The sequence below is a fragment of the Micromonospora sp. NPDC048063 genome (genome assembly GCF_043202855.1).
Lineage (GTDB): Bacteria > Actinomycetota > Actinomycetes > Mycobacteriales > Micromonosporaceae > Micromonospora.
The window spans coordinates 31,716-51,682 of sequence record NZ_JBIDBG010000018.1 but is presented as its reverse complement, the minus strand read 5'-3'; the positions used below and the strand labels follow the sequence as shown (position 1 = coordinate 51,682).

Genomic DNA, 19,967 nt, shown 5'->3' with positions numbered 1-19,967 from the left:
GGGATGAGCTACTTGCCGGAGCCCGGGCCGCCGCCGCGCACGGTGCTGCCCCGGCCCCAGCCCCAGTGGTTGCCCACGGTGGAGTGGTAGCGCGGGTACGCCGTGCCCATGCGCTCCAACAGGATCACCGAGCCGGCGGCGATCGGCAGGATCACCACCGAGTCGTCGTCGTAGCGCAGGTAGACACCGCTGCCGTCGACGTACTGGTCGGCCGGCCGCCACGCGTCGGTGACCTCCTTCGCCACCTGGCTGGGCGACCGGTTCGAGGTGTAGGCGACCGCGTCCCGGCCGATGTCCCGGCTCACCGCCCGGGTGTACCTGTCCTCGACGAAGCCGCGGGGCGAGAAGTTGCCGTAGAAGATGGCGAAGGCGGCGACCAGCGCGCCGATGACGGCGAACGCCACCCCCACCACGAACCAGCGTCGGTACGTCATCGCAGTGCCACCACCGTCTCGGTCAGGACCAGCTCGTTGGTCTGGGGATACGCGTGCCAGGTGCGCCAGCCGAGGGCGCCGTCCGGCGGGTCGGGGCGCACCGACAGCGCGGTCACCGCGTCGACGTCGCCGGGGAAGACCCCCACCAGCGCGTACGGGTCGTCGGCCAGGTCGGCGCGCAGGGCGGCCACCCGGTCGCTCAGCCCGGTGCCGGCGGGCCGCAGCACGGTCGCGGTGAAGCGGTAGCCGTTCGCCTCGTCCTGCACCGCTTGCGGCAGCTCGGGCGGGCGGCCGGGCAGGCAGGCGACCGTCTCGGTCAGCGTGGTGCCTCCAGCGCGCAGGACCACCTGGTGCGAGGCGCCGAGCAGGCGCAGCCGCAGCCGGACGCCGCCGGGCAGGTCGAGGTCGAGCACGTGCAGCGCCGGCAACTCGTCGTCGCCGAGGGCCAGGCTGAGGTCGGCGGCGCTGGTGTCGACGTACGGGGCGTCGAGGGTGACGAGCATCAGTCCACCTCGGCCTGCGGGTAGATCATCACGTCGGCGCGGTGCAGCACCTCGCCCAGCGCCACCTCCCAGCCCGCCTCGCCGTACGCCTCGAAGGAGAGCCGGGCCCCGCCGGGCGCCTGGTAGTCGTGGTACCGCATGGTGCCGGTCGGGTCGAGGCCGGTGGTACCCGTAGCGGTGTAGCGGGCCTGGCCGGACTCGTCCCAGTTGTAGCGTCGGCCGGCGAAGTCGATCGTCGGGGCGCCCGGGGTGACGGTGGCGCCCGGCTCGGCGGCCCAGAGCACCAGTTCCAGCTCCGGGTCCTCCTCCACGGAGAGCCAACGGCGCACGCCCGCGGCGTCGTCGAGCAGGTGCTCGGCCCAGCTCCAGCCGCCCTCGACCAGGCGGATCGAGCCGCGGACGGCGTACGACGTCCCGCGGATCTCGACGATGTCGCCGGGCTTCAGGCGGCGGGGGTCGCCGCGCAGCGCGTCGGCGTCCCGGTCCCGCAGCGGATCGCCCGGGTCCTTGGGGCGCTGGGGCCGGGACCGACCCCGGCGCAGGGCCACCACGGCGACCACCACTCCGGCCACCCCCACCAGACAGCCCGCCGCCGTCAGCAGGTACGCCACCGACCCGTCCACCGACCACCTCCCCAGGTACGTCGGCGGAGACGGTAACAACCCCGCGCACCTGGGGAAACCTGCCGTCGTTCGAGTGAGGAACCGATTACGCGACGTGCTGGGCGGCTCAGTCGTCCGCCGCGCCCGTCTCGGCGTCACCCGGCCGTGGCGGAGCCTGGTGTGCCGCCGGATCGGGACAGATCAGGTGACCGGGCGGGACGGCCTGGTGACCGCCGGAGCCAGCCGGCGGGACGTGGACGCCGGGCCCGGCCGGCGGGGCGTAGGCACCTGGCCCCGCCACTGGGGCGTAGGCACCGGGCCAGGCCGCCGGGGTATAGGCGCCGGGCCCGGCCGGCGGGGCGTAGGCGACGGGGATCAGGGCGTAGCCGGCCGGCGGTGGCGGCGCGGCGGGGGAGGCGGCCCGGGGCACGAACCACCGGTGGGCGGGCGGCAGCGCCAGCAGCAGCACCACCGCGAGGGTGAGCAGCAGCACGGTCAGCACCCCGAGGCCGGCCAGCGGGAACAGCACCGCATCAAAGGGGTCGGACTGCGAGTAGAGGGTCTCGACGAACTTCGACTCCGCCCAGAAGTCGGCCTCCGGGTCGACCGGCCCCTCGACGGGATACTCCTCCTCCGCGTACGGCTCGTCGGAGCCGAGGCCGAGGCCGAAGAGCAGGGGGAACACGAGCACGCCGGCGAAGCTCTGGCCACAGCAGACGACCAGTTGGACGCCGCCGGCCACGAAGACCAGGATCCGGGCGACGTTGCCGCCGCGCCGCACCGGCAGCGCCGTGGCGGCCAGCCAGAGCGCGAGCAGCAGGGCGGGCAGGCCGAGCACCACCGCCCCGACGACGTTGCTCCAGCGCTCGCCGCGCACCTCGTCGGGATCGGCGTCCGGGACCGCCCGCACCGCGCGGTCGATCTGGCCGTCCCACTGGAAGGCCTGGGTGACCACCAGGGCCACCAGCCCGAGGAGGACGAGCACGGTCACGAGCTGCAACCAGAAGGCGATGGTGACGGTGGCGGGACGGGGCGGGCGTACCGGCGCGTCGGCGGCGGGCGGCGTCATGGGACGGAAGCTACGGACCGCCGGCGCCGGCCGGCAGACCCGATCGGGCGGGGCCGGCCGGCGAACGGGTCATGCTCCGGCGAGCCGCTCCGACGCGTAGCCGCCCAGGGTGGCGCGGCCCATGACACAGCCGGTGAACGTGCCGAACTCTGCCGGGTCGTCCCGCAGCGCCGTCCAGGCCGCCCGGCCGGCCGCCGGGTCGATCCCCTCCAGCAGCGTGGCGGCGTAGACGCGGCCCGCCGGGGTGCCCTCGGCGAGCAGCCGGTCGAGTTGCCCGCGTACGTCCTCGGGGTCGTCGGCGATCGCCGCCTCGACCCGCCGGTACGCCTCGGTCACCGGCAGCAGCGTGCCGGCGATCCCGACGCCGCCGAACGCCACCGTGTCGGCCTGCCGCAGCTCGTCGAGGGCCGCCTCGAAATCCCGGTCCCGTTTCTTCCCGATCCCGAACATGCCCGTCTCCTTCCCCGCCGCGCCCCGCCCGACTCCTTGAATCATGAGGTTGGCGGCAGTTGCGGAGAGCCAACTCGCCGCCAACCTCATGATCGGTGCGGGTCGGGCCGGGGTCAGGCCGTCGAGACCGAGAGAGCGTCCTTCGTGTCCGCCAGGTCGACGCGAACCGTGTCGCCGTCGCGGATCCGGCCGGCCAGGAGGGCCTTGGCGAGCTGGTCGCCGATCGCCGTCTGAACCAGGCGGCGCAGCGGCCGGGCCCCGTAGATCGGGTCGTAGCCGTGCTCGGCCAGCCACCCCCGGGCGGCGTCGGTGATGTCCAGGCCGAGGCGGCGGTCCGCGAGCCGCTTGCGCATCCGGTCGAGCTGGATGTCCACGATGGCCCGCAGGTCGTCACCGTGCAGCGCGGCGAAGACCACGATGTCGTCCAGCCGGTTGAGGAACTCCGGCTTGAAGTGCGACCGGACCACCGCGAGGACACCCTCCCGGCGCTGCTCCTCGGCCAGCGTCAGGTCGCCGATCACCGACGACCCGAGGTTGGAGGTGAGGATCAGGATGGCGTTGCGGAAGTCCACCGTGCGGCCCTGCCCGTCGGTGAGCCGGCCGTCGTCCAGCACCTGGAGCAGGACGTCGAAGACGTCCGGGTGGGCCTTCTCGACCTCGTCCAGCAGGATCACCGAGTACGGCCGGCGGCGCACCGCCTCGGTGAGCTGACCGCCCTCCTCGTAGCCGACGTAGCCCGGCGGGGCGCCGACCAGGCGGGCGACGGAGTGCTTCTCGCCGTACTCGCTCATGTCGATGCGGACCATGGCCCGCTCGTCGTCGAAGAGGAACTCGGCGAGCGCCTTGGCCAGCTCGGTCTTGCCGACGCCGGTCGGGCCCAGGAAGAGGAAGCTGCCGGTCGGGCGGTCCGGGTCGGCGACCCCGGCCCGGGCCCGGCGTACGGCGTCGGAGACCGAGCCCACGGCCTCGGCCTGGCCGACCACGCGGGCGCCCAGCGACTCCTCCATCCGCAGCAGCTTGGCGGTCTCGCCCTCCAGCAGCCGGCCGGCGGGGATGCCGGTCCAGGAGGCGACCACGGCGGCGATGTCGTCGGCGCCGACCTCCTCCTTGAGCATCGCGCCGTCGGCCTGGAGCCGGGCCAGTTCCTCCTCGGCCTGCTTCAGCTCGGTCTTGAGGGCGGGGATCCGGCCGTAGCGCAGCTCGGCGGCGCGCTCCAGCTCGCCGTCGCGCTCGGCCCGCTCGGCCTCGCCGCCGAGCCGCTCCAGCTCCTCCTTGGCGGTGGAGAGCTTGGTGATGTGGTCCTTCTCCAGCTTCCAGCGGTCGGCGAGGGCGGTGAGCTGCTCGCGCTTGTCGGCCAGCTCCTTGCGCAGCCGCTCCAGCCGCTCGGCGGAGGCGGCGTCGGGCTCCTTGGCCAGCGCCATCTCCTCGATCTCCAGCCGGCGCACCGCCCGCTCGATCTCGTCCACCTCGACGGGCCGGGAGTCGATCTCCATCCGGAGCCGGGAGGCGGACTCGTCGACCAGGTCGATCGCCTTGTCCGGCAGGAACCGGTCGGTGATGTAGCGGTCCGACAGTGCCGCGGCGGCAACCAGGGCGGCATCGGTGATGCGTACGCCGTGGTGCACCTCGTAGCGCTCCTTGAGGCCGCGCAGGATGCCGATGGTGTCCTCGATCGTCGGCTCGCCGACCAGCACCGGCTGGAAGCGGCGCTCCAGGGCCGGGTCCTTCTCGATGTGCTCGCGGTACTCGTCGAGGGTGGTCGCGCCGACCATCCGCAGCTCGCCGCGGGCCAGCATCGGCTTGAGCATGTTGCCGGCGTCCATCGAGCCCTCGCCCTTGCCGGCGCCGACGACGGTGTGCAGCTCGTCGAGGAAGGTGATGACCTGCCCGTTGGAGTTCTTGATCTCCTCCAGGACGGACTTCAGCCGCTCCTCGAACTGGCCCCGGTACTGCGCGCCGGCGACCATCGCGCCGAGGTCGAGCGAGACCAGCTTCTTGTCGCGCAGCGACTCGGGCACGTCGCCGGCGACGATCCGCTGGGCCAGGCCCTCGACGATCGCGGTCTTGCCGACGCCCGGCTCGCCGATCAGCACCGGGTTGTTCTTGGTACGCCGGGACAGCACCTGGATCACCCGGCGGATCTCCGAGTCCCGGCCGATGACCGGGTCGATCTTGCCGTCGCGGGCGCTGGCGGTCAGGTCCACGCCGTACTTGGCCAGGGCCTGGTAGGTCTGCTCGGGGTCGGCGGTGGTGACCCGCCGGTCCCCGCCGCGGACGGTCGGGAAGGCGGCGACGAGGTTCTCCTCGGTGGCGCCGGCCGACTTCAGCGCGCCAGACACCGCGCCACCCACCCGGGCCAGGCCGGCGAGCAGGTGCTCGGTGGAGGTGTACTCGTCGCCGAGCGGCCGGGCGATCTGCTCGGCGGCCCCGATGGCGTTGACGAACTCGCGGGCCAGGGTCGGCTCGGCGATGCTGGAGCCGCGCGCGGCGGGCAGGGCGTCGACCGAGCGCTGGGCGACCCGGCGCAGCTCGGCGGGGTCGGCCCCGACGGCGCGCAGCAGGCCGGCGGCGGTCGAGCCCTCGGTGTCCAGCAGCGCCAGCAGCAGGTGCCAGGGCTCCACGGTGGCGTGACCGCGCTGGTTCGCCATCGCGACGGCACCGGTGATGGTCTCGCGGCTCTTGGTGGTGAGTCGTTCCGTGTTCATGGGCTCCCCCGGATCGGCGTGTCCACTGGGAAGGACACAACCAGAGTTGAGCCTATTCCGCTCAACCCTGACGGTGTGAGCTGGATCACTTCCATCATCCAGACGTGCCCAGGGGTGTCTGAGTGATCGATTGAACGGGCCGTTCTCGTGGCGGAGAAGCGCTGAGCGACCACGCAGCGGAACGGCGCTCGCTGCCAAGATCTGCGCGGGCCGACCAGGGGTAGCCTGGCCGGGTGCGCGTACGTGTTGAACAGACCGCCCTGCCGGGAATCGGGGTCCGTCACGATCTGTTGACGGAGTCCGGTCGCCGCCTCGGTGTGGTCTCCCACCGCAATGGCCGCCGTGACCTCGTCCTGTACGACCCGGACGATCCCGACTCATGTCAGCACGACATACCGCTGACGGACGACGAGGCGGAGGCGCTCGCCGACATCCTCGGTGCGTCGCTGATGCTCGGTCAGCTGTCCGGGCTGCGGGAGCAGGCCGCCGGCCTGCTCACCGAGCAGATCGCCATTCCGGCCGGCTCGAAGTACGTCAACCGGAAGCTCGGGGACACGCAGGCACGTTCCCGCACGGGCGCCTCGATCGTGGCCGTGCTGCGCCACGGTGAGGTGATCGTTTCGCCGGAGCCCTCCTTCCGCTTCGCCGCCGGTGACGTGGTGGTCGTGGTCGGGACCCGCCAGGGCCTCGACGGGGTGACAGCCATCCTTGCCGACAGCGACCCGGACGGCTGAGGCGCGGATGCACGAAACGACAACACTGCTCATCGAAGTCGGCGCACTGCTCTTCCTGCTCGGCCTCCTCGGCCGGCTGAGCCGCCGGATCGGCCTCTCGCCCATCCCCCTCTACCTGCTCGCCGGGCTCGCGTTCGGGCACGGCGGCCTGCTGCCCCTGGCCGCCAGCGAGGAGTTCTTCGCGGTCGGCGCCGAGATCGGCGTGATCCTGCTGCTGGTCATGCTGGGCCTGGAATACTCGGCCAACGAGTTGGTCGGCAACCTGCGCGCCGCGGCCCCGGCCGGCCTGATCGACGGGCTGCTGAACGCGCTGCCCGGGGCGGCGTTCGCGCTGCTGCTCGGCTGGGACTGGGTCGCCGCCCTGGTGCTCGCCGGCATCACCTGGGTCTCCTCCTCGGGGGTCATCGCCAAGGTCCTCGCCGACCTGGGCCGCCTCGGTAACCGGGAGACCCCGGTGATCCTCTCGATCCTGGTGATCGAGGACCTCGCGATGGCGTTCTACCTGCCCCTGGCGACCGCGGTGCTCGCCGGCAGCGGCCTGCTGGGCGGCGGCATCGCGCTCGGTGTCGCGGTCGGCACCGTGCTGCTGGTTCTGGTGGTCGCGATCAAGTACGGCAACCTGATCTCCACCGCCATGTCGGCGAAGGACCCGGAGGCGCTGCTGCTCGGCGTACTCGGGATGACCCTGCTGGTGGCGGGCATCGCGGCGAAGCTCCAGGTGTCGGCGGCGGTCGGCGCGTTCCTGGTCGGCATCGCGCTCTCCGGGCCGGTGGCGCACCACGCGACCGAGCTGCTCACCCCGCTGCGGGACCTCTTCGCGGCGGTCTTCTTCGTCTTCTTCGGTCTGGTCACGGACCCGCGGGACATCCCGCCGGTGCTGCTGCCCGCGCTCGCGCTGGCCGTGATCACCATGGCGACGAAGACGCTCACCGGTTACCTGGCGGCCCGCCGGGTCGGCATCGCCGAACCCGGTCGCTGGCGGGCCGGCCTGACCCTGGTGCCCCGGGGAGAGTTCTCCATCGTCATCGCGGGGCTCGCGGTGGCCGCCGGCAGCGTCGATCCGAAGCTGGCGGCGCTCGCCACGGCGTACGTGCTGATCACGGTCGTGACCGGGCCGATGCTGGCGCGGCTGCCCGACTTCGCGTGGTTCAAGCGGTGGCTGCGGAGACGCGGCGCGGCCCAGCGGGCCCAACCGGTGCCGGCGCACGACTGACCGACGGCACCGTCCGGGCCGGGTCGACCGTACGGTCGGCCCGGCCCTCGCCCAACGGTTGTCGAATTGCCTCCGGCGGGGCCTACCGCCGGTGAACGCGCCGGGCTACCGTTTCGCCCCAGCAGCCAGAGGTCGCGGACGGCCTGAGCCCCCGCGGACGAGAGCGGAAGGTTGGCCGGTGAGCGTGCAGGAGTCGACGTTCCACGGCTTTGCCAACCCCGTCGATCCGACCCCCGCCGAGCTGCGCGCGTGGGCCTTCCAGCCCGACTCCGTGCCGCTGACCTCCATGCCGCCGGACTGGGACCTGCTGGTCTCCGGTGACCGGCTGGTGGCGGTGCTCTTCGACCTGGCGATGGACGCGACCTGCCCGGCCCGCCGGTTCGCCCTGCACTGCCTCTACATCTACGCCGCCGACGGCATCCGGACGAACTTCCGCGCCCACCCGAAGCGGCGCTTCCGGAAGCTGGTCGAGCAGGCCGAGCGGAACGGCGACGACCTGATACGCACCTGGGCGTACAACAGCCGGGCGCTGCTGGCCCGGCCGGAGCTCTTCGTCTACCGGGACTGGTGCGAGGGCGGCCTGGTCCGGGAGAACCGCCGCATCGCCTGAGCGCCCCACGCACCCGCACGGCGCACCCCCGGGCCCGCACTTCACAACGGCGAACGGGCCGGGACCCCCGCCTGGGACCTCTGGCGTCCCGGCCCGCCTCCGGACGGCGAACGGGCCGGGACCCCCCGTGGGTCCCGGCCCGCACGTCGGCGGAACGTCAGTGTTCCGATCCGCCCTGCTCGCGGCGTCTCGCCTCGTCGCGTCCCTGGTCGATGCCGTGGTCGACCTGGTCGGCGAACCTGCCGTTCTTGATCTCGTCGGTGAAGCGGCTCTCGGTGAACCGGTCGAATCTCTCCCGGACGTTCTTCGCCACCTCGTCGAGCCGGTCCTCGGTCTGCTGGGCAACCTTCCTCGCCGCTTCCGTCATGGCTCCCCCTGCCATCACAGTCCGGATTGAGATGGTTGGACCTGATTTTGAGGCTAGCGGATCCGGCGCCGTCCCCGCCGGGGAACCGGCAACCGCGGGCGCCTGCGGAGACGACGCACGTCCCGGGCGGTGGCGGCGGCGGAAAGACGACCGCGCCCGGCTGCGGGAGGGCGGCCGGGCGCGGTGAGGTGTCGTCAGCGGTCGGGGCCCCGCCGGGGACGCCAGACCACCAGCGCGGTGGAGGTGCGGTTGGTCGGGACGAGGTCGCTGCCCGGGAAGCGGGCCAAGGACTCCAGCTCGGCGATCCGGCGGTACGCGGCGTCCAGCTCCGCCTCCAGCCGGGCCACCCGCTGCTGGGCCTGCTCCAGCAGCCGCTCCAGCCCGATGATGCGCTTGACCCCCGCCAGGTTGATGCCGTCGTCCTGGCTGAGCCGCTGCACCTCGCGCAGCAGCACCACGTCCCGCACGCTGTAGCGGCGGCCACCGCCGGCCGCCCGGCCCGGCTGGACCAGGCCCAGCCGGTCGTACTGGCGCAGGGTCTGCGGGTGCATCCCCGCCATCCGTGCCGCCACCGAGATCATCAGCACCTTGGCCTCGTAGGCAGGGTCACCCGAACCGACGAACTCGTCCGACATCCCGCTCACCTCCGCGTGCACTCCACCGAGCCGACTGAACACCGGGTCAACTGAATCGACGCACCCGCGCGTCGAGATGTTCCCGGGCGGCCGGCGGGGTCTGCGCGGCGAAGCTCTCCAACGCCGTACGCGCCTCGTCGGACACCCGCGCGGGCACCACCACGTCGAGGGTCACCAGCAGGTCACCCGCCCGCCCGTCACGGCGGACCACCCCCTTGCCGCGGGCCCGCAGGATCCGGCCGCTCGGCGTGCCCGGCGGCACCCGCAGGGTCACCGCGCCGTCGAGGGTGGGCACCCGCAGGTCCGTGCCGAGCACGGCCTCCGCGAACGTGATCGGCACGGTCAGCGTGAGGTCGTCGCCCGTACGCCCGAACAGCTCGTCCGGTCGCACCTTGACGTGCACGAAGAGGTCCCCGGCCGGGCCGCCCCGCGCGCCGGGCTCGCCCCGCCCCGCCAGCCGGATCTTCTGGCCGTCGGCCACCCCGGCCGGGAAGCGGACGTTCAGCGTGCGGGTCTTGGTGACCCCGCCGGTGCCCTGACACTCCGGGCACTTCTCCTCCACGATCGTGCCCACGCCCTGGCAGTTGCGGCACGGCTCGGAGAAGCTGAACGACCCCTGGTTGCGGGTGGTCACCCCGGCTCCGTGGCACACCGGGCAGGTGCGCGGCTGGGTGCCGGGCTTGGCCCCGTTGCCGTGGCAGGTGTCGCAGACCCCCGGCGCGCGCAGCGTCAACGGGACGGTCACCCCGCGTACGGCGTCGCCGAAGTCGAGGGCCACCTCGGCCTCGACGTCCCGGCCCCGCGCCGGGCCCCGGGGTGCGGCCGGCCCGCCGCCGGGACCAGCGGCGCCGCCGGTGAAGATCGAACTGAACAGGTCCTGGAAGCCGGCCCCGCCGAAGCGGCGGTCGCCACCCCCACCGGCCGCGCCCCCGAACAGGTCGGAGACGTCGAACGGCATGCCGCCGGGCTGGCCGGCGCCACGGGCGTTGCGCCGGAACGCGCCCGAGCCGAACAGCGAGCGCAGCTCGTCGTACTCGCGGCGCTTGGCGTCGTCGCCGAGCACCGCGTACGCCTCGGAGGCGGCCTTGAAACGCTCCTCGGCCTTCGGGTCACCGGGGTTGTGGTCCGGGTGTGAATCCCGCGCCAGCTTCCGGTAGGCCTTCTTGATGTCGTCGCCGGAGGCGGCCTTGTCCACGCCCAGCACGGCGTAGAAGTCCTTCTCGATCCAGTCCTTGGAACTCACCGGTCCACCCCCTCCCTACCTGGGGACCGACCGTCCCGCCCACCCGTTCGGGGTGGGCGGGACGATCCGGTCGTCGTTGCGCACTACTCCGGGTCGGCGACCGCGACCATGGCGGGTCGCAGCAGCCGCTCCCCGACCTGGTAGCCCCGGCGCATCACCTGCACGCAGGTCGGCTCGGTGACGTCGGCCGAGGTCTGGTGGGCCACCGCCTCGTGCCGGGTCGGGTCGAACGGGTCGCCCTGCTCGCCGAACGCCGTCAGCCCGAACTTGCCGAGCGCCGTGGTGAGCTGCTCGGCCACCGTGCCGAACGGCCCGACCAGGTCGCCGTGCTCGCGGGCCCGGTCCAGGTCGTCGAGGATCGGCAGCAGCGCGGCGAGCACCGCGCCGGTCGCCTGCTCGGTGACCAGACCCTTGTCCCGGTCCACCCGCTTGCGGTAGTTGGCGTACTCCGCCGTCACCCGCTGCAGGTCCCGGGTCCGCTCGTCGAGGTCCTTGCGCAGCGCCTCCAGTTCGGCGCCGAGCGCGGTCCCGCCGCCGTCGGCCGGCTGTGCCGGGGCGTCCACCACCGGCGGGCCGGCCACCTCGGCCGCCTCGACCTCGATCTCGTCGACCACGACCTCGGCCTCCTCGACCAGGCCCTCGGCCGGGGCGTCCGACCCGGCGTCGGCGGCGGCCGGCTCGTTGGTCTCACTGATCTTGCGGTTGTTGCGGATGACGACCCGCGGCCCGTCGCCGGCCTGCTCGGCGGGCGCGGAGCCACCCGGCGTCGACCCGGTCGCACCCGGGTCGGCGGCTCGTGGCTTCTCCGTCATGGGGTTACCTCATCCCTCTGCCGTGGTGCCGTGTCCGGGGACGGACCGTCACTTCTTGTCCTCGTCCACGATCTCCGCGTCAACCACGTCGTCCGCGCCACCGGCCTGCGCGCCACCGGTCGCCCCGGCGCCCGCCGCACCCGCGGCACCCGGGCCGGCCTCGCCCGGCTGCTCGCCCTGCTGGCTGTAGAGCAGCGAACCGGCCTGCTGGGAGACCTGCGCCAGCCGCTCGTGCGCCGACTTGATCTTCTCGATGTCCTGACCACCGAGGGCGCCGCGCAGCTCGCCGAGCGCCTCGTTGATCTGGTCACGGGACTCCGACGGCAGCTTGTCGCCGCTCTCGGCCAGGAACTTCTCGGTCTGCCACTGGAGCGCCTCGGCCAGGTTGCGGGTCTCGGCCTCGTCGCGGCGACGCTTGTCGTCCTCGGCGTGCTCCTCGGCGTCGCGGCGCATGCGCTCGATGTCGTCCTTCGGCAGCGAGGAGCCGCCGGTGATCGTCATCTTCTGCTCCTTGCCGGTGCCGAGGTCCTTCGCGTGGACGTTGACGATGCCGTTGGCGTCGATGTCGAAGGTGACCTCGATCTGCGGCACGCCGCGCGGCGCCGGCGGGAGGCCGGTCAGCTCGAAGGTGCCGAGCTTCTTGTTGTAGGCCGCGATCTCCCGCTCGCCCTGGAACACCTGGATCAGCACCGACGGCTGGTTGTCGTCCGCCGTGGTGAAGACCTCGGAGCGCTTGGTCGGGATGGTGGTGTTGCGCTCGATCAGCTTGGTGAAGATGCCGCCCTTGGTCTCGATGCCCAGGCTCAGCGGGGTCACGTCGAGCAGCAGGACGTCCTTGACCTCGCCCTTGAGCACACCGGCCTGCAGGGCGGCGCCGACGGCGACGACCTCGTCCGGGTTGACGCCCTTGTTGGGCTCCTTGCCGGTGAGCTGCTTGACCAGGTCGGTCACGGCCGGCATGCGGGTCGAGCCGCCGACCAGGATGACGTGCTCGACGTCGGAGACCTTGATGCCGGCGTCCTTCACGGCCTGCTCGAACGGGCCCTTGCAGCGGTCCAGCAGGTCCTGCGTCATCCGCTGGAACTCGGCCCGGCTGAGCGTCACGTCCAGGTGCAGCGGGCCCGCCGCGCCGGCCGTGATGTACGGCAGGTTGATGTTGGTGGTGGTGGCGGCGGACAGCTCGATCTTGGCCTTCTCGGCCGCCTCGCGGAGCCGCTGCAGGGCCATCTTGTCCTGGGCCAGGTCGATGCCGTGCTCGCCCCGGAAGGTCTTCACCAGGTGGTCGATGATGCGCTGGTCCCAGTCGTCACCACCGAGGTTGTTGTCACCGCTGGTCGACTTGACCTCGATGACGCCCTCGGCCAGCTCGAGCAGCGACACGTCGAAGGTGCCGCCGCCGAGGTCGAAGACCAGGACGGTCTGCTCCTTGGAGCCCTTGTCCAGCCCGTACGCCAGGGCCGCCGCGGTCGGCTCGTTCACGATCCGCAGCACGTTGAAGCCGGCGATCTCGCCGGCCTCCTTGGTGGCCTGGCGCTGGCTGTCGTTGAAGTAGGCCGGGACGGTGATCACCGCGTCGGTGATCTGCTCGCCCAGGTACGCCTCGGCGTCCCGCTTGAGCTTCATCAGCGTGCGGGCCGAGATCTCCTGCGGGGTGTACTTCTTGCCGTCGATGTCGACGGACCAGTTGGTGCCGACCTCCCGCTTGACCGAGCGGATCGTCCGGTCCGGGTTGGTCACCGCCTGGCGCTTGGCGACCTCACCGACGAGCACCTCGCCGTTGCGGGCGAACGCGACGATCGACGGGGTCGTCCGCGAGCCCTCAGCGTTGGCGATGACGGTGGGCTCACCGCCCTCCAGGACGCTGACGCAGGAGTTCGTCGTGCCGAGGTCGATACCGACCGCACGTGCCATCTTCGCTTCCTCGCTTCGTGACGTTGTGAGCCGCTCGTGGGCACCGCCCTGAGCTGCGTGGCGGCGTCGCCCGCAGCGACCCCACCACAAGTTGAGTGAACTTGACTCAATAGTGCCACGCCCCCGGAAATCGTCAAGTCGAGGTTGAGCCGACCCGACGCAAGTCACGGGTACTACCGGCCGGTTGTCTTCCCTTGCGTCGGTCGGGCACGCTTTAGCGGTGACGACGCACGGCGACTCCGCCACCCAGGCCGACGCGCCCACCGTCGCAGCCCGCACCGGCTCCACGGACGCCGGGGAGGACCGGCCCGCCACCACCGGGGACGACAGCCTGCCCGCCGCGCTGGCCGGCCTGCGCGCCGCGATCGGGGCGGCCCGGTTCCCGCTGGCGCTGCCCTCCGCCGAGCCCGCCCGACAGGCCGCCAGGAGCCTCACCGACCAGCTCGACGACTACCTGCTGCCCCGGCTGCGCCGGCTCGACGCGCCGCTGCTCGTGGTGGTCGGCGGGTCCACCGGCGCGGGCAAGTCCACCCTGGTCAACAGCCTGGTGCAGGCGCGGGTGAGCGCGGCCGGGGTGCTCCGGCCCACCACCCGCTCCCCGGTGCTGGTGTGCAGCCCGGCCGACTCCGGCTGGTTCCGTCAGGGCGAGCTGCTGCCCGGCCTCACCCGCACCAACGAGCCCAGCGAGGACCCGCGCACCCTGCAACTGGTCACCGCCCCCGCCCTGCCGCCCGGGTTGGCCTTCCTCGACGCGCCCGACATCGACTCGGTGGTCGACGCCAACCGGGCCCTGGCCGGCCAACTCCTGGCCGCCGCCGACCTCTGGCTCTTCGTCACCACCGCCGCCCGCTACGCCGACGCGGTCCCCTGGGAGCTGCTGCGCAGCGCCCGGGCCCGGGGCGCGGTGATCGCCATGGTGCTGGACCGGGTGCCCCCGGAGGCGGCCGACGAGATCGCCGCCCACCTGTCGGAGATGCTCGCCGCGCAGGATCTCGGCGCGGCCCCGCTGTTCGTGCTGCCCGAGACCTCGGTCGACGGGCAGGGCCTGCTGCCCGACCGGGTGACCGCGCCGCTCTCCGCCTGGTTCGCCCGGCTGGCCGCCGACGCCGACGCCCGGGCGGCCGTGGTCCGGCAGACCCTCGACGGCGCACTCGCCGCGCTGCGCCCGGCGGTCGAGGGGCTCGCCGACGCCGCCGACGAGCAGGTGACCGCCGCTGACGCGCTCGACGAGCGAGTGCGGGCGGCGTACCGGGGGGCGCACCGGACCGTCGAGCAGGGGCTGAAGGACGGTCGGCTGCTCCGTGGCGAGGTGCTCGCCCGCTGGCAGGAGTTCGTCGGCACCGGGGAGTTCTTCCGCACGCTGGAGGCCCGGATCGGGCGGCTCCGCGACCGGGTGGTGGCCACCGTCACCGGCCGTCCCGCGCCCGCCTCCGAGCTGCGCGAGGCGATCGAGTCCCAGCTGGTGACCCTGCTGCGCGGCGTCGCCGCCGAGGCGGCGGAGAACGCGTACACCGGGTGGAAGGCGCATCCCGCCGGGGCGGCACTGCTCGAACCGGGGCTCGCCCACCCCGCCGGCGACCTGCCCGAGCGGGCCGAGCGCCTGGTCCGGGAGTGGCAGCGCGGCGTGCTGGAGCTGGTGCGGGTCGAGGGCGGCGACCGGCGCTTCGTGGCCCGCACGGCCGCGTACGCCGTCAACGCCACCGGGCTCGCCGTGATGATCGCCGTGTTCGCCTCGACCGCGTTCATCCCGACCGGGCTGGAGGTCGCCACCGGGGCCGGCACCACGGTCGCCGCGCAGACCGTGCTCCAGGCGGTCTTCGGCGACCAGGCCGTGCGTACGCTCGCCGCCAAGGCCCGGGCCGACCTGCTGAACCGGGTGCGGGCCCTGCTGGACGACGAGGCCGCCCGCTACCTGGCCCGGACGGCGGAGGCCCGGCCCGCCGCGGACACCGCGGAGGCCCTGCGCCGGGCCGGCAACGGGGTGGAGATGGCCCGGCACCGCAGCGGCCTGGCCGACGCGGACGCCGCACGCCTCCCCGGCACCGAGGGCGGGGGATCATGACGAACATCGTCGGGCGGATGCGGGAGGCGTTCCGTGGTGACCGACGGGTGGACGCCGACGCGCTGATCGCCCGCCTCGACGCCGTACGCCGGTTCCTCACGGTCGTCGACGGCCACCTGCCGGATTCGCGACTCGTGTCGGCGCACACCCTGGTCGAGCGGGCCGGCACCCGGCTGGCGCTCTCCCGCGACCACACCGTGGTGGCCCTCGCCGGCGCGACCGGCAGCGGCAAGTCCAGCCTGTTCAACGCGCTCGCCCGGATGGAGCTGTCCCCGGTCGGGGTGCGCCGCCCCACCACCGGCGTCACGCACGCCTGCGTCTGGGGGCCGCTCGACGGCGGCAACCGCCTGCTCGACTGGGTCGGCGTGCTGCCCCGGCACCGGTTCGTCCGGGAGAGCGTGCTCGACGGCGACGACGAGTCCGCCCTGCACGGGCTGATCCTGCTCGACCTGCCCGACTTCGACTCGGTGCAGCGGTCCCACCGGCTGGAGGTGGACCGCCTGCTCGGCCTGGTCGACCTCGTGGTCTGGGTGGTCGATCCGCAGAAGTACGCCGACCGCGTCATCCACACCAGCTACCTGCGCGAGTTCCACCGGCACAGGGATGTCACGCTGGTCGTGCTCAACCAGGCCGACCGGCTGCCCCCGGCCGAGCTGCCCCGGGTGCTGGCCGACCTGCGCCGCTTGCTCGACGCGGACGGCCTGGCCGGCGTGCCGCTGCAGGCCACCACCGCCGTGGAACCGGCGGGCATGGTCGGGCTCCGGGAGGCGCTGGAACGGACGGTGGCCGGGCGGCAGGCCGCGCTGCGCCGGCTCCAGGGTGACGTGGACACGGTGGTGGCCGGGCTCGACGAGCTGGTCGGGGGCGGGTCGCCGGCCGCCGGGCCGGACGACGCCGCCGTCGCCGCGCTGCACCGGGCGCTGGCCGGCGCCGCCGGGGTGCCGACGGTCGCCGAGGCGGTCGAGCAGGCGTACCGGCACCGGGGCGCCGCCGCCACCGGCTGGCCGCTGGTCCGGGGCTGGCGGCGGCTGCGGCCCGACCCGCTGCGCCGGCTGCACCTGCCCGGCCCGGCCGGCGAGCGCGACGACCCGGCGGAGAGCCCGGTCGCCGCGACCTCGGTGCCCGACCCCACCGCCGCGCAACGCTCCGCGCTCGGGCTGGCGATCCGGTCCGTGGCCGACCGGGCCGGGGCGGAACTGCCCGCCTCCTGGCCCGCCGCGGTGACCGCCGCCGCCCGGTCGCGCCTCGGCGACCTGCCGGACGTGCTGGACCGCGCGGTCGCCGGCACCGACCTCGGCATGGACCGGCGGCCGCTCTGGTGGCGGATCGTCGGCGGCCTCCAGTGGCTGGTGACCCTGGCCGCGCTGGCCGGGCTCGCCTGGCTGGCGCTCGGCTACGGGCTGCGCGCACTGGGCCTGCCGGAGTTGGCCGACCCGGCCGTCGGCGAGGTGCCGCTGCCCACCCTGCTGCTCCTCGGCGGCCTGCTCGCCGGGCTGCTGGTGGCGGCCCTGACCAGGCCGGCCGTCCGGTGGGCGGCCCGCCGCGCCCGCCGCCGCGCCGAGCACCGGCTCACCGAGCGGGTGACGACGGTCGGCGAGGAACAGGTGCTGGCCCCGGTGCGGGCGGTGCTCGCCTCCTACGCCGAGGCCCGGGCCGCCCTGCGGGACGCCGCCGGCCGCTGACCCGGGCACTCGTCGGCGGCAGCCGCAGGTCGGCGATGGTGGGTGCCCACGACGCGGGCGATGCTCGGGTCGCTCGTACCGTCCGGAGCCGGGCGGCAGCGTAGGGTCGGTGGATGGGAACGCCTCAGACCCCGTACGACGCGGTGCTGCACGCCGCCCGCGACGTGGCCAAGCTGGAGAACGCCCTCGACGCGGAGATGCTCGGCGCGGCCCTGCTCGGCAGCGTCTACGCGGTCGCGGAGACCGACCGCGACGGCGCGGTGCGGGAATTCGTGGCCGGCTTCCTGGCCGCCACCTCCCGTCGCCGCTCGGCCGCCGCGACCACCGTCCGCTCGGTCTTCGCCGCGCTGGTGCCCGACGCCGAGGGTGCCGCCCGGGTCCGCCCCGGCGCCGCCACCCCCGCCTGGGCCGCCCACCTCGGCCGGGTCCACCTCACCGGCTGCTGGTCCTACGGCGACGTGTACGGCGACCAGACCTCCTACCTGGCGACCTTCGCGTACGACGACCCGGCCGGCGGGCCGGCGCACGCGGTGGTGACGCTGCTCGACCACAACATCGGCATCACCAAGGACGTCTTCGTCGGCGGGCCGCCCGACCGGATCCTCGACCAGGTGCGGCAGATGTGTGCCGGGGACGAGCTGACCTGGTTCCGCGACGAGGAGCCGGCCCGGATGCACGCCGAGGTGGGCCGGCACCTGACGATCACCGACAGCCTGAGCGAGCTGCCCGGGGAGGGCTCGCTGGCCACCGACCGCGCCCTGCTCGGCGCCCGGCTGGCGCGGTTGCCCCGCCCCATCCGCACCGTGCCCGCGCCCGCCGTCGAGCCGCTCTCCGCCGCCGAGCGTACGGAGCTGGTCCGCCGGTTCCTCGCCTCGCCGGAGGCGGCCCGGTTCGGCCTGGACGCCGTCGACGGGGCGGAGCTGGCCTCGCTGCACTTCTGCCTCAGCCTGCTGCTGGACCACGCGGCCAGCTTCCCCGACGCCGACCCGATGCGGTGGAGCCCGACCGTGTCCGGGTTGTTCCTGCTGGACTGGGTGCACCGGCGGGCGGTGCTGGACATGGACGACGCCGCCCTGCTGCCCCGGGTGCTGCGCGGCTGGGCCGCGTACGCCGCCCGCAAGCGCGGGCTGCCGGAGCGGGCGGCGGCGCAGACCGACACGGCGATCGAGGAGATGGTGCCGGAGTTCGCCCGCCTCTACAGCACGGGGGAGCGGCGCAGCCCCGCCACCGCCGCTGTGGCGCAGTTGATGGCCGACGGCGTCGACCCGGACGACCCGGCCGCCCTGGACGCCTGGATCGAGGCCAACCGCCACCGCCTGGCCGACGAGGGCGCCTGACAGCTCGCGGGCCCGGTGCCCTGGCGCGACGTCGCCGGGGCACCGGCCCGGTCAGAGGGCCGAACCGCCGGTGACGTCGATGACCTGCCCGGTGATCCAGCGGGACTGCTCCGAGGCGAGGAACCGCACCACGTCGGCCACGTCGTCGACGTCGCCGACCCGGTTGAACACCGACAGCCCGGCCGCCTCCTTCCGGGCGTCCCCCTGGTCGAGCCAGTCGGCGTTCATGTCGGTTTCGATGACGCCGGGCATCACCGCGTTGACGGTGACGCCGCGGGCGCCCAGTGTGGGGGCCAGGGCCAGGGTCAGCGCGTTCAGCGCCGCCTTCGTCGCCGAGTAGACAGGGTGCGTGGGGGCGGCGATCCGGGTGTATCCGGTGGACACGTTGATCACCCGCCCTCCGTCGCGCAGGTGCGGCCAGAGCGCCTGGGTGAGGAAGATCGGGACGGTGAGGTTGACCTCCACCACCCGCCGGTACGTCGCCTCGTCGATCGAACCGAGCTGCTGCGGACCACCGATGCCGGCATTGTTGACCAGGACGTCGATCTGGCGGTGCCCGACGGTCTGCTCGACCTGGTCGAGGAACGTCGTGGCAAGCCGCTCGGCGGCGGCCACGCCGTCGGTGCCGAACTCCGCGCGTACCAGCACCGGCGCGGCGCCGGCCTGACGGACCTGTTCCGCGGTCTGCCGGGCGGCCGCCTCGTCGCGCGTGTAGTGGATCCCGACGACCTCCGCGCCGGTACCCGCCAGTCCCACGGCGATCGCCCGACCGATGCCCCGCGAACCACCCGTCACCAGCACTGATGATCCCATCGACGCCCCCTTTTTTGTATCGATCGCTAAACAACCCGCGTTTACTATAGTGGTCACTATGAAAAAGCGGGAGGGGGGCCCCGGCCGGCCCCGGTCCTTCGACCAGGAGCGGGTTCTCGAGCAGTCCATGCGGGTGTTCTGGGCGCACGGCTACGAGGGCGCGAGCCTGACGATGCTGCAGGCGGCCACCGGCCTGAACCCGCCGAGCATCTACCACGCGTTCGGCTCGAAGGCAAGGCTGTACTCCGCCTGCCTCGACCACTACGTCACGCACGTCGGACGCCACGCCACCGCCCCGCTCGACCGGGAGGTCCCCGACCGCGCCGGGCTCGCGGACTTCCTCCTCGGCGCGGCACGCCAGTTCGCCGGCAGTGGCGGTCCGGGCGGTTGCATGATCTCCACGGCGGCGCTGGAGGTGCCGCCACAATCCGACTCCGTGGCGCGGGCCGTCGCCGCCCGCCGCGACACCACTCTGGAGCAGATCGCCGACTACTTCCGGCGGGCGCAGGCGGTGGGCACCCTCGATCCCGCCGCCGACCCGCGGAGCCTGGCCCGGTACGTCGGCGCGATCGTGCAGGGCATGTCGGTACAGGCCCGCGACGGCGCCACGGAGGACGAACTGGCGGCCGTGGCGCGGGTCGCGCTGACCGCCTGGCAGCCGCCACCGGCCTGACGACCGGAAGGGTCCGGACGATCCAGCGGCCCGTCACCCTCACCGGGGGCCTCGACCAGGTGGCCGGGCGCGGGTTCGCGACGAGCGGTTCGGGCGCAGGACGGTGCGGCGG

Annotated in this window: 19 protein-coding genes; 7 read left to right on the top strand and 12 right to left on the bottom strand. The window is 73.8% G+C overall.

The window, feature by feature from the left end; genetic code table 11:
- Positions 1 to 8: 8 nt before the first annotated feature.
- The 6 genes from ACGFZ2_RS28885 to clpB form a co-directional block, all read right to left on the bottom strand.
- Positions 9 to 434: a DUF4247 domain-containing protein gene (locus ACGFZ2_RS28885; protein WP_393259756.1), complete on the bottom strand. Its 426-nt coding sequence runs from the start codon at positions 432 to 434 to the stop codon at positions 9 to 11.
- A complete protein-coding gene (locus ACGFZ2_RS28880; RefSeq protein WP_393259754.1) occupies positions 431 to 937 on the bottom strand; it encodes a DUF2617 family protein in 507 nt (168 codons plus the stop codon). Before ACGFZ2_RS28880 ends, ACGFZ2_RS28885 begins: the two co-directional genes overlap by 4 nt.
- Complete coding sequence (locus ACGFZ2_RS28875; RefSeq protein ID WP_363705170.1) at positions 937 to 1,560, bottom strand: DUF4178 domain-containing protein; 624 nt, start codon at positions 1,558 to 1,560, stop codon at positions 937 to 939. Before ACGFZ2_RS28875 ends, ACGFZ2_RS28880 begins: the two co-directional genes overlap by 1 nt.
- 106 nt (positions 1,561 to 1,666) lie before the next feature.
- Positions 1,667 to 2,608, bottom strand: a complete 942-nt coding sequence (locus tag ACGFZ2_RS28870; RefSeq protein ID WP_393458947.1) for a hypothetical protein — start codon at positions 2,606 to 2,608, stop codon at positions 1,667 to 1,669.
- Between the two features lie 69 nt (positions 2,609 to 2,677).
- Positions 2,678 to 3,058, bottom strand: a complete 381-nt coding sequence (locus tag ACGFZ2_RS28865; RefSeq protein ID WP_393458944.1) for a hypothetical protein — start codon at positions 3,056 to 3,058, stop codon at positions 2,678 to 2,680.
- 113 nt (positions 3,059 to 3,171) lie between these two features.
- Entirely contained in the window at positions 3,172 to 5,763 is a 2,592-nt protein-coding gene (gene clpB / locus ACGFZ2_RS28860; protein ID WP_393458941.1) for an ATP-dependent chaperone ClpB, read from the bottom strand.
- 233 nt (positions 5,764 to 5,996) lie between these two features.
- Here clpB and ACGFZ2_RS28855 point away from each other — a divergent pair, with 233 nt between their 5' ends.
- The 3 genes from ACGFZ2_RS28855 (at position 5,997) to ACGFZ2_RS28845 (ending at position 8,320) form a co-directional block, all read left to right on the top strand.
- Positions 5,997 to 6,497: a TrkA C-terminal domain-containing protein gene (locus ACGFZ2_RS28855; protein WP_350702229.1), complete on the top strand. Its 501-nt coding sequence runs from the start codon at positions 5,997 to 5,999 to the stop codon at positions 6,495 to 6,497.
- A gap of 7 nt (positions 6,498 to 6,504) precedes the next feature.
- The gene (locus ACGFZ2_RS28850; RefSeq protein WP_357449876.1) at positions 6,505 to 7,710 is read left to right on the top strand and encodes a cation:proton antiporter; all 1,206 of its coding nucleotides are present in this window, start codon (positions 6,505 to 6,507) and stop codon (positions 7,708 to 7,710) included.
- A 178-nt stretch (positions 7,711 to 7,888) separates the two neighbouring features.
- Positions 7,889 to 8,320: a hypothetical protein gene (locus ACGFZ2_RS28845; protein ID WP_393458938.1), complete on the top strand. Its 432-nt coding sequence runs from the start codon at positions 7,889 to 7,891 to the stop codon at positions 8,318 to 8,320.
- 157 nt (positions 8,321 to 8,477) lie between these two features.
- Here the strand turns inward: ACGFZ2_RS28845 and ACGFZ2_RS28840 are convergent, their stop codons facing one another.
- The 5 genes from ACGFZ2_RS28840 to dnaK all read right to left on the bottom strand — a co-directional run bounded on the left by ACGFZ2_RS28840 (position 8,478) and on the right by dnaK (position 13,288).
- On the bottom strand, positions 8,478 to 8,687 hold the full coding sequence (locus ACGFZ2_RS28840; RefSeq protein WP_393259740.1) for a hypothetical protein: 210 nt from the start codon (positions 8,685 to 8,687) through the stop codon (positions 8,478 to 8,480).
- A gap of 194 nt (positions 8,688 to 8,881) precedes the next feature.
- The gene (locus ACGFZ2_RS28835; protein ID WP_350682760.1) at positions 8,882 to 9,322 is read right to left on the bottom strand and encodes a heat shock protein transcriptional repressor HspR; all 441 of its coding nucleotides are present in this window, start codon (positions 9,320 to 9,322) and stop codon (positions 8,882 to 8,884) included.
- Positions 9,323 to 9,368: 46 nt separating this feature from the next.
- The gene (dnaJ, locus tag ACGFZ2_RS28830) at positions 9,369 to 10,565 is read right to left on the bottom strand and encodes a molecular chaperone DnaJ (RefSeq protein WP_357693425.1); all 1,197 of its coding nucleotides are present in this window, start codon (positions 10,563 to 10,565) and stop codon (positions 9,369 to 9,371) included.
- Between the two features lie 83 nt (positions 10,566 to 10,648).
- Positions 10,649 to 11,377 carry a nucleotide exchange factor GrpE gene (grpE, locus tag ACGFZ2_RS28825; protein ID WP_393259736.1) on the bottom strand — a complete coding sequence of 243 codons (729 nt, stop codon included), beginning with the start codon at positions 11,375 to 11,377 and terminating at the stop codon, positions 10,649 to 10,651.
- A gap of 48 nt (positions 11,378 to 11,425) precedes the next feature.
- A complete protein-coding gene (gene dnaK / locus ACGFZ2_RS28820) occupies positions 11,426 to 13,288 on the bottom strand; it encodes a molecular chaperone DnaK (RefSeq protein ID WP_393259734.1) in 1,863 nt (620 codons plus the stop codon).
- Between the two features lie 220 nt (positions 13,289 to 13,508).
- Here dnaK and ACGFZ2_RS28815 point away from each other — a divergent pair, with 220 nt between their 5' ends.
- From ACGFZ2_RS28815 to ACGFZ2_RS28805, 3 genes are all read left to right on the top strand, one after another.
- Positions 13,509 to 15,350 carry an ABC transporter gene (locus ACGFZ2_RS28815; RefSeq protein ID WP_393259732.1) on the top strand — a complete coding sequence of 614 codons (1,842 nt, stop codon included), beginning with the start codon at positions 13,509 to 13,511 and terminating at the stop codon, positions 15,348 to 15,350.
- Positions 15,347 to 17,032: a GTPase gene (locus ACGFZ2_RS28810; protein ID WP_393458935.1), complete on the top strand. Its 1,686-nt coding sequence runs from the start codon at positions 15,347 to 15,349 to the stop codon at positions 17,030 to 17,032. The genes ACGFZ2_RS28815 and ACGFZ2_RS28810 overlap by 4 nt, the downstream gene beginning before the upstream one ends.
- Positions 17,033 to 17,145: 113 nt before the next feature.
- On the top strand, positions 17,146 to 18,369 hold the full coding sequence (locus ACGFZ2_RS28805; RefSeq protein WP_393259727.1) for a hypothetical protein: 1,224 nt from the start codon (positions 17,146 to 17,148) through the stop codon (positions 18,367 to 18,369).
- A gap of 51 nt (positions 18,370 to 18,420) precedes the next feature.
- Here the strand turns inward: ACGFZ2_RS28805 and ACGFZ2_RS28800 are convergent, their stop codons facing one another.
- The gene (locus ACGFZ2_RS28800; RefSeq protein WP_393458932.1) at positions 18,421 to 19,182 is read right to left on the bottom strand and encodes an SDR family NAD(P)-dependent oxidoreductase; all 762 of its coding nucleotides are present in this window, start codon (positions 19,180 to 19,182) and stop codon (positions 18,421 to 18,423) included.
- A gap of 58 nt (positions 19,183 to 19,240) precedes the next feature.
- Between ACGFZ2_RS28800 and ACGFZ2_RS28795 the strand changes: the two genes are divergently transcribed.
- A complete protein-coding gene (locus ACGFZ2_RS28795) occupies positions 19,241 to 19,855 on the top strand; it encodes a TetR/AcrR family transcriptional regulator (RefSeq protein ID WP_393259723.1) in 615 nt (204 codons plus the stop codon).
- Positions 19,856 to 19,967 lie beyond the last annotated feature (112 nt).